The sequence below is a fragment of the Rhodosalinus sp. genome (assembly GCF_046542825.1).
Classification (GTDB): domain Bacteria; phylum Pseudomonadota; class Alphaproteobacteria; order Rhodobacterales; family Rhodobacteraceae; genus Rhodosalinus.
Window position 1 is genome coordinate 40,136 of record NZ_JBKHAQ010000005.1, and the last position, 6,753, is coordinate 46,888.

The 6,753-nt window shown below is 66.0% G+C and carries 7 protein-coding genes; 2 read left to right on the forward strand and 5 right to left on the reverse strand.

Going from position 1 to position 6,753, the window contains the following annotated elements; all coding sequences use genetic code 11:
• Positions 1 to 80: 80 nt before the first annotated feature.
• Positions 81 to 539, reverse strand: a complete 459-nt coding sequence (locus ACLFOB_RS01605; protein ID WP_410916433.1) for an Lrp/AsnC family transcriptional regulator — start codon at positions 537 to 539, stop codon at positions 81 to 83.
• A gap of 132 nt (positions 540 to 671) precedes the next feature.
• On the opposite strand from ACLFOB_RS01605, the gene ald reads away from it, so the two are divergent.
• Together ald and ACLFOB_RS01615 are read left to right on the forward strand one after the other, a co-directional pair.
• Positions 672 to 1,790, forward strand: coding sequence for an alanine dehydrogenase (gene ald, locus ACLFOB_RS01610; protein WP_410924517.1), 1,119 nt, complete (start codon positions 672 to 674; stop codon positions 1,788 to 1,790).
• A 187-nt stretch (positions 1,791 to 1,977) separates the two neighbouring features.
• A complete protein-coding gene (locus tag ACLFOB_RS01615; protein WP_410916437.1) occupies positions 1,978 to 3,657 on the forward strand; it encodes a pilus assembly protein TadG-related protein in 1,680 nt (559 codons plus the stop codon).
• A gap of 540 nt (positions 3,658 to 4,197) precedes the next feature.
• On the opposite strand, the gene ccoP is transcribed toward ACLFOB_RS01615, so the two are convergent.
• The 4 genes from ccoP to ACLFOB_RS01635 form a co-directional block, all read right to left on the reverse strand.
• Positions 4,198 to 5,091, reverse strand: a complete 894-nt coding sequence (gene ccoP / locus ACLFOB_RS01620; RefSeq protein WP_410916439.1) for a cytochrome-c oxidase, cbb3-type subunit III — start codon at positions 5,089 to 5,091, stop codon at positions 4,198 to 4,200.
• Positions 5,088 to 5,300 carry a cbb3-type cytochrome c oxidase subunit 3 gene (locus ACLFOB_RS01625; RefSeq protein ID WP_410916441.1) on the reverse strand — a complete coding sequence of 71 codons (213 nt, stop codon included), beginning with the start codon at positions 5,298 to 5,300 and terminating at the stop codon, positions 5,088 to 5,090. The genes ccoP and ACLFOB_RS01625 overlap by 4 nt, the downstream gene beginning before the upstream one ends.
• 10 nt (positions 5,301 to 5,310) lie before the next feature.
• Positions 5,311 to 6,036, reverse strand: a complete 726-nt coding sequence (gene ccoO / locus ACLFOB_RS01630; protein WP_410916443.1) for a cytochrome-c oxidase, cbb3-type subunit II — start codon at positions 6,034 to 6,036, stop codon at positions 5,311 to 5,313.
• 13 nt (positions 6,037 to 6,049) lie between these two features.
• A partial coding sequence (locus tag ACLFOB_RS01635; protein WP_410924518.1) for a cbb3-type cytochrome c oxidase subunit I occupies positions 6,050 to 6,753 on the reverse strand: 704 nt, incomplete at its 5' end.

Consider the following 6,753-nt stretch of genomic DNA (forward strand, 5'->3'; position numbering starts at 1 on the left):
CGCAGAAGAATTTTCGATCGAAAATTCTTCGGGAGCGGGCCCTGGGCCAGGCCGAATTTTCGATCGAAAATTCGGCTTGCTCAGATCGGCAGCGACGTGGTGGCCGAGACGGTCCTGAGCGCAAAGCTCGACTTCATCTGCGCCACGCCCGGCAGGCGGGTCAGGTATTGCCGGTGGATGCGGGCGAAATCCTCCGTGTCCTCGGCCACGACCTTGAGAATATAGTCCGCCGTGCCGGCCATCAGGTGACACTCCAGCACATCGGGCACCCGGCGCACCGCCTGCTCGAAAGCCTCCAGCACCTCGTCGGCCTGGGTCTGCAGCGTGATCTCGACGAAGACCGTGGCGGGCACGCCCAGCTTGCGCGCATCCAGAAGCGCGACGTAGCCGCGGATCATGCCCGCAGCCTCCAGCCGCTGCACCCGCCGGTGGCAGGCCGAAGCGGACATGTGCACCCGCTCGGCCAGTTCGGCGTTCGAGATGCGCCCCTCGCGCTGCAGCACGCGCAGCAGGCGGCGGTCGGTGTCGTCGAGCAGCATTTTCGCAGCCCCTCCGAAGAATGCCGAATCCTGCGGGAGAATATCCGCCGAACGGAGGGATCTGCGAGAGGAATCCCGCGGGATTTTGCACGGCGACTCGGCCATGCTCGGGGCGGACGAGGAGGAGACGCCATGAAGATCGGCTGCCCGAAAGAGATCAAGCCGCAGGAATACCGCGTGGGCCTCACGCCCCATGCCGCCCGCGAGGCTGTCGCCCACGGTCACGAGGTGATCGTCGAGGCCGGCGCCGGCCAGGGCGCGGGGTTCGAGGACATGGACTACCTCGCCGCCGGCGCGCGGCTTGCCCAGACGGCCGAAGAGGTGTTCGCCGAGGGCGAACTCATCGTGAAGGTCAAGGAACCGCAGGCGCCCGAGCGGAAGCGGCTGCGCGCGGGCCAGGTGCTTTTCACCTATCTGCATCTCGCCCCCGATCCCGAGCAGACCCGCGACCTGCTCGACTCCGGCGTGACCGCGATCGCCTATGAGACCGTGACCGACGACCGCGGCGGCCTGCCCCTTCTGGCGCCGATGTCCGAAGTGGCGGGCAAGCTGGCGCCGCAGACAGGTTCCTGGACCCTGCAGAAGGCGAACGGCGGGCGCGGCGTGCTGATGGGCGGCGTGCCCGGTGTGGGGCCGGCCACCGTGGCGGTGATCGGCGGCGGCGTGGTGGGCACCCATGCCGCGCGCGTGGCCGCCGGGATGGGGGCGGCGGTGACCGTGCTGGACCGCTCGCTGCCCCGCTTGCGCTATCTCGACGACACCTTCGGGGCGCTCTTTCGCACGCGCTATGCCAGCGCGGGCAACACCGCCGAGATGGTGGCTGAGGCCGATCTGGTGATCGGCGCGGTGCTGATCCCCGGGGCCGCCGCGCCCAAGCTGGTCACGCGCGCGCAGCTTGCCACGATGAAGCCCGGCGCGGCGGTGGTGGATGTGGCGATCGACCAGGGCGGCTGCTTCGAGACCTCGCGCCCGACCACCCACGACGATCCGATCTACGAGGTGGACGGCATCATGCACTACTGCGTGGCCAACATGCCCGGCGCGGTGCCGCGCACCTCGACCATTGCGCTCGGCAACGCCACGATGCCCTTCCTGCTGGCGCTCGCCGACAAGGGATGGATGGCAGCCTGCGCCGAGGATTCGCATCTGCTGAACGGGCTCAACGTGCACGAGGGCAAGCTCACCAACTACGCCGTCGGCCGGACGCTCGGCCTCGATGTGGTGGCGCCACGGTTGCTGGCGAAGGGGTAGGCTTCCCGGAGAAGGTCAGCGGATTGCCCAAAATTTGACGCGAATTCCCTGTGTTTCCGACCCGGTGGGGCGCCACGCGGGCGGCCGAGGCAAACGGTTACGGGGACACATGGGCAAGCCACGCGTCACGGTTCGAACAGGGCTTTTCGGTCGGGCACGCCGGTTCCGGCGCGACGAATCCGGATCCATGGCGATCTGGGCCATTTTCATGCTGATGATGATGCTGATGGCCGGGTCGGCCGGCATCGACTTCATGCTGGCCGAGATGCGCCGCGCCCAGCTTCAGTCCATTCTCGACAGAGCCGTTCTGGCCGCGGCCGATCTCGACCAGATGCAGGATCCCGAAGCGGTCGTGCAAAGCTACATGGAGGTCGCCGGGCTCGAGGATTATCTCGGCGACGTCAAGGTCGAGAGTGGCCTGAACTACCGCCGCGTGTCGGCCGATCTGAGCATGAAGCAGGATACCTTGCTGCTGAAGATGCTGGGCACCGACGACCTGCTGCTGGCAGCGTCCGGCACGGCGGAGGAAGTGATCCCGAACACCGAGATCTCGCTGGTGCTCGATATCTCGGGGTCGATGCGGCGCAGCAATCGCATGGATAACCTCAAGCCCGCAGCGCGAGAGTTCGTCCGAACGGTGCTGCGTGGAGATGCGGGGCGCACGACCTCGATAAATCTCGTCCCCTATGCCGGTCAGACCAACCCGGGCCGCGAGATGTTCAGCTATCTGGAGGGCGTGCGATATGGCAGTGGTGGCGGCGATCACTTCCCCCGATGGGAACACGACATCTCGAACGTCGTGTTCTATTACGACAGGGACAAAGACGGCGAGATCGACCATTCGGTGAAGATCAAGGGGTTCCCGAGTGAAGGCGGCGATACCCACATAAGCAACGACCTCGACGATTTCTTCCATCAGATCAACGCCTACATCACCGGACGCGATAACCGGCTGGATGCCGATACGCCGGTCATCGGCGCCTCGATCAAGGATGGCAAGCAGAAGACGTCATTCTTTCGCTATGCCGGGAACACCAACGGTCCGGCTGCGGATTCCGGGCCGACCCAGAACACCGGCAAGGGGCCCGATCGCAAGTGGAACTACTCTCACTTCTTCAAGAACAGACCCGATGCGGAGCCGGGCGGCATGCCGCAGGTCTCTTCCTGTCTCGAGATGGATGAGCGTGACTTCGATACCGTCGGACTGGTCCCGCGCGGCCGTGACCAGGTGCCTCACTTCATGTACTGGCCCATCGCGTCGAACGTCATGGACTGGGGTTGGTGCCCCGAGGACGACACCCGCATCCAGTATGCCCAGAACGAGGCGGGCGTCCTCGAGGATTTCATCGAGAACATGCGGATGCACGACGGCACCGGCACGCATTACGCGATAAAATGGGCGCTTGCGCTGCTTGACCCCGACACGCGGCCTGCGTTCGAACATCTGAGCGGTGTGGGGCAGGTTCCGGATCGGTTCTCGGACCGCCCGTCTGCCTGGAATGCCGAGGGATGGTCGAAGGTCATCGTGCTGATGACCGACGGACAGATCACCGAGCAGATCCGGCCGGTCGATCCGCTCGATCCGGAAAATGCCGTGACCGAGTTGCAACGACGCGATAGCGAACATCGCACCGAGATCACGTCCGGGGGCACCAACGTGCGCAGTTTCTACGAGCAGTGCGATCTGGCCAAGCGGAACGGCGTGACGATCTACACGATCGCCTTCGAGGCGCCTTCGGGTGCACGGCGCGAGATGAGCAACTGTGCATCCTCGCCCGCCCATTTCTTCGATGTGGACGGCATCGAGATTTCGGACGCCTTCAGCGCCATCGCGCGCCAGATCAACCAGCTGCGCCTGATCCAGTGACGGTCCTGACAGGCGCAGGGTCCGGCGCGTGACCGACCGGTCCCGCCCGTTCCCGCGGCCACGGGATCATCCGGCCCACGATGCCAAGGACGAGGCAAGCGGCGATCCGACAGAGCGAAGGCATGTCCGGAAAGACCTTGCGCCGCGGCACGTCAGGGATCGCGTCACCGGCTGTGCGCTGCAGTTCACCCCCCCGCGGGCGGGCTGCAGCCCGCCGCCCGTGGCGGGACCGGAGGCGGATATTGCGAAAGCCTCGCCCGAGCCTTGCGCCATCGGGCAGGATATCTGCCTCATTCGACGGCGCAAAGGGTGTCTGCCCTGGGCCGGACACTTGCATTGCTGTCCATCGCAGGTCGCTTGTCCTGACGCCGCGTCGGCAGAGGCGGAGAGCAGTCTTCGGTGGAGGGCGGGCAACGGCTGCCGCAATCGATTTGAGCAAAAAAAATCGCGCCGGTGCCCCTGGAAACGCGCGAACAGGACGGGACACCGGCGCTTTCCCCGGGGAGCAGGGATCATCCCCCCGGGTGTCTCTGCAATCGCCTACTCGGGGCTGGCCTCGCCGCCGCCAAGCTGGTGAACATAGGCCGAGACCGCGCGGATCTGATGCTCTTCCAGGCGGTTCCCCCAGGGCGGCATGATGCCGAAGCGCGAATAGGTCACCGTCTCGATCAGCGTGTCGTAGTCGCCGCCATAGAGCCAGATCGCATCGTTGAGCGCGGGGGCGCCCTGCATGGGGTCGCCGCCGCCGTCCGCACCGTGACAGGCGGCGCATTGGATCTCGAAGATCTCGGCGCCGGCCTCGGCGGCCTCGGCGTCCTGCGGCGTGCCGCCGGACAGGGTCATGACGTGGTTGACGACCTGGTGGATCTCTTCCTCGGACAGGATCCCGTCGGTGCCATAGGCGGGCATCTGCGACCAGCGCGCATCGGGATCGTCCTCGTTCCGGATGCCGTGGCGCACGGTATAGGTGATATCCTCGATCGAGCCGCCCCAGAGCCAGGCGTCGTCAAGCAGGTTGGGATACCCCGCTGCCTGCACCCCTGCCGCGCCCGAGCCGTGGCACTGGGCGCACCAGGTGCGGAACACCGCGGCACCCGCCTGCGTGGCGTAGGTGCGCAGTTCGGGATCCTCGATCACCTCCGTCAGCTCGACCGAGGCGAGGCGCTCGTTTGTCCCGCCGAGCCGGCCTTCCGCCTCGGCGATCTCTTCGGCCACCTCGGCGCGGCTGGAATAGCCCAGCAGGCCCGGGGTCGCCTGCTTGATCCCCGGCCAGGCCGGGTAGGCGATGGTATAGCCGATGCCCCAGACGATCGTCGCGTAGAAGATCCAGAGCCACCAGCGCGGCAGGGGGTTGTTGTATTCCTGGATGCCGTCCCACTCGTGCCCCGTGGTTTCGGGCTCGCCCGGCTTGCGGCTCTTGCGGTCGTCGCTCATGTCCGCGCCTCCTCGCGCTCTGCGCTGTCGTCCTCGCCGTCGTCGGGTGCCGGGGCGTCCTCGTGGCGGAACGGGATCGTCTTGCTCTCTTCGTGGACCTCGCGGCGGCTGGGGAGAAAGACCCAGACCACGACGCCGATGAAGAAGAGGAACATCGCCAGAAGGCCCCACATGTCCGCGAAGGCCCTCAGAAAGGTGTATTCTTCCATCTCTGCCTCCTCAGCGGCTCGGGTCCGGCTCGAAGGTGGAGAAATCCACCAGCGTGCCCAGCATCTGCATGTAGGCGATCAGCGCGTCCGCCTCCGAGATGCCCGGCTGGCCGTCGAAGTTGCGCGCCTGCGCCTTGGGATAGCGCGCCAGGAGTCCCTCGTGATCGGCGTCCGGATCGGCCTGCGCGCGGAAGTCCGCGGCCGCGTTCTCGATCATCTCGTCGGTATAGGGCACGCCCACGAACCGATGCGTGCGGAGCAGATCCTCGATGTATTCGGGGCTGATCAGCGTCCGCTCGAGATAGTCGTATTTCGGCATCACCGACTCGGGCACCACCGACTGCGGGTCGCGGAAGTGATCGACGTGCCAGGCATCCGAGTAGCGCCCGCCGACGCGGGCAAGGTCCGGCCCCGTCCGCTTCGAGCCCCACTGGAACGGATGATCGTACATCGACTCCGCCGCAAGGCTGTAGTGACCGTAGCGCTCGACCTCGTCGCGCATGGGGCGGATCATCTGGCTGTGGCAGACGTAGCAGCCTTCGCGGACGTAGATGTCGCGCCCGGTCAGCTCCAGAGGGCTGTAGGGCCGCATCCCGTCCACCTCCTCGATCGTGTTCTCGAGGTAGAAGAGGGGCACGATCTGGACCAGCCCGCCCACCGTCACCACCAGGAAACTGAAGATCAGCAGCAGCGTCGCGTTGGTCTCGAGGATCTTGTGCTTGTCGAGAATTGCCATCTTGCGGCCCTCCTTATTCGGCCGGGACGGCGGCCGGGGCGCCCGCGGCCTGCTTGGCCGGGGACCGCCGGACGGTCATCCAGAGATTGTAGCACATGATGATCGCACCGGTGAGGTAGAGCACCCCGCCCAGGCCACGGACCACATACATCGGGAACTTCGCGGCAACCGTGTCTGCAAAGCTGTTCACGAGGAAGCCGTTGGCGTCCACCTCGCGCCACATCAGGCCTTCCATGATGCCGGTGACCCACATCGAGGCGGCGTAGAGCACGATCCCGATGGTCGCGAGCCAGAAGTGCCAGGACACGAGGCCGAGCGAGTAGAGCCGCTCGCGGTTCCACAGGCGCGGCACGAGGAAATAGAGCGCGCCGAAGGTGATCATGCCGTTCCAGCCAAGCGCGCCGGAGTGCACGTGCCCGATGGTCCAGTCGGTGTAGTGGGAAAGCGAGTTGACCGCCTTGATGGACATCATCGGCCCCTCGAAGGTCGACATGCCGTAGAAGCCCACGGAGATCACCATCATCCGGATCACCGGGTCCGTGCGCAGCTTGTCCCAGGCCCCCGAGAGGGTCATCAGCCCGTTGATCATGCCGCCCCAGCTGGGCATCCACAGCACGATCGAGAACACCATCCCCAGCGTCGAGGCCCAGTCGGGCAGCGCCGTGTAGTGCAGGTGGTGCGGACCGGCCCAGATGTAGATGAAGATCAGCGCCCAGA

Excerpts from the sequence above, each read along its gene's own strand:
- ACLFOB_RS01605 (WP_410916433.1), bottom strand. The coding sequence starts at position 539 with ATGCTGCTCGACGACACCGACCGCCGCCTGCTGCGCGTGCTGCAGCGC.
- ald (WP_410924517.1), top strand. The coding sequence starts at position 672 with ATGAAGATCGGCTGCCCGAAAGAGATCAAGCCGCAGGAATACCGCGTG.
- ACLFOB_RS01615 (WP_410916437.1), top strand. The coding sequence starts at position 1,978 with ATGGCGATCTGGGCCATTTTCATGCTGATGATGATGCTGATGGCCGGG.
- ccoP (WP_410916439.1), bottom strand. The coding sequence starts at position 5,091 with ATGAGCGACGACCGCAAGAGCCGCAAGCCGGGCGAGCCCGAAACCACG.
- ACLFOB_RS01625 (WP_410916441.1), bottom strand. The coding sequence starts at position 5,300 with ATGGAAGAATACACCTTTCTGAGGGCCTTCGCGGACATGTGGGGCCTT.
- ccoO (WP_410916443.1), bottom strand. The coding sequence starts at position 6,036 with ATGGCAATTCTCGACAAGCACAAGATCCTCGAGACCAACGCGACGCTG.